General features: G+C 61.7%; 1 protein-coding gene and 1 pseudogene. Both read right to left on the reverse strand.

Annotation, left to right across the window (positions count from 1 at the left end; genetic code table 11):
- On the reverse strand, positions 1-286 hold a 286-nt coding region (gene dut, locus AWU74_RS06415; protein ID WP_162504947.1), incomplete at its 3' end, for a dUTP diphosphatase.
- A 447-nt stretch (positions 287-733) separates the two neighbouring features.
- Positions 734-860, reverse strand: a pseudogene (locus tag AWU74_RS10650) (IS5/IS1182 family transposase); the annotation flags it as partial.

Below are 860 nucleotides of genomic sequence, written 5' to 3' on the forward strand. Positions count from 1 at the left end.
TGACCAGCAGCACGCACAGCTCCCCGCGGTAGTCGCTGTCGACGGTTCCCGGCGCGTTCAGGCAGGTAACGCCGTGCTTCAGGGCGAGCCCGGAGCGCGGGCGCACCTGCACTTCGTAGCCCGTGGGGATTTCAAGCGCCAAACCCGTCGGCACGAGCAGCCGCCCGCCCGCCGGTATCGTCGCGGGCTTGCCGAGGCAGGCGCGCACGTCCGCGCCCGAAGCGCCTTCCGTCTGATACGCGGGGAGCGCCGCCCCGTCCCGCGCGCGGCATTTTATGCTGACCATGAAGCCCTCCTGAGCCGGTTTTGTCCAGTATACGGGCACAGGAAGTTCCCCGCAAGAGGAACTTCCTGTGCCGCGAGTTCCTTGAAGGAACTCGCGGAGCGAGGCTCGCGCGTTGCCCGTGCGGGCAACGTCCGAGTTCTTTGAGAGAACTCGGCATATAGGGTGTTACACGGACAAACTCTGCATTAGAAGGTTTCTGCGGGCAAGCGGCACAGCGCAAGGGGCGCATATACTATAGAAGAACAATGCGTTCGGCGGTAGCCGAACGTCCGAGTTTTCTGAAAAAACTCGGCAGATAGGTTTTCCCCCTATGCTTTCACCTATGGGCAAAGGCATAGAGGCACGCGCCGACTGGGTTTGCCGAAAGCCGTCATGACGCGCACGCGGAACAGAGGCGCTGTCTAGGGCGGGACAGAGACACTGTTCTAGGCGGGAGAGAGGCTCTGTCTAGGTAGTGTGGACTGGAAGGTAGAGGAATAAACACCTGACATGAATGGCGGCGATGAAGGAAGCGGTGAGCTTTGCGTAGCGCGTAGCGATTCCGCGCCAGCGTTTGAGGGCGCGGAAGACGTTT

The sequence above is a fragment of the Treponema endosymbiont of Eucomonympha sp. genome, from assembly GCF_001028545.1.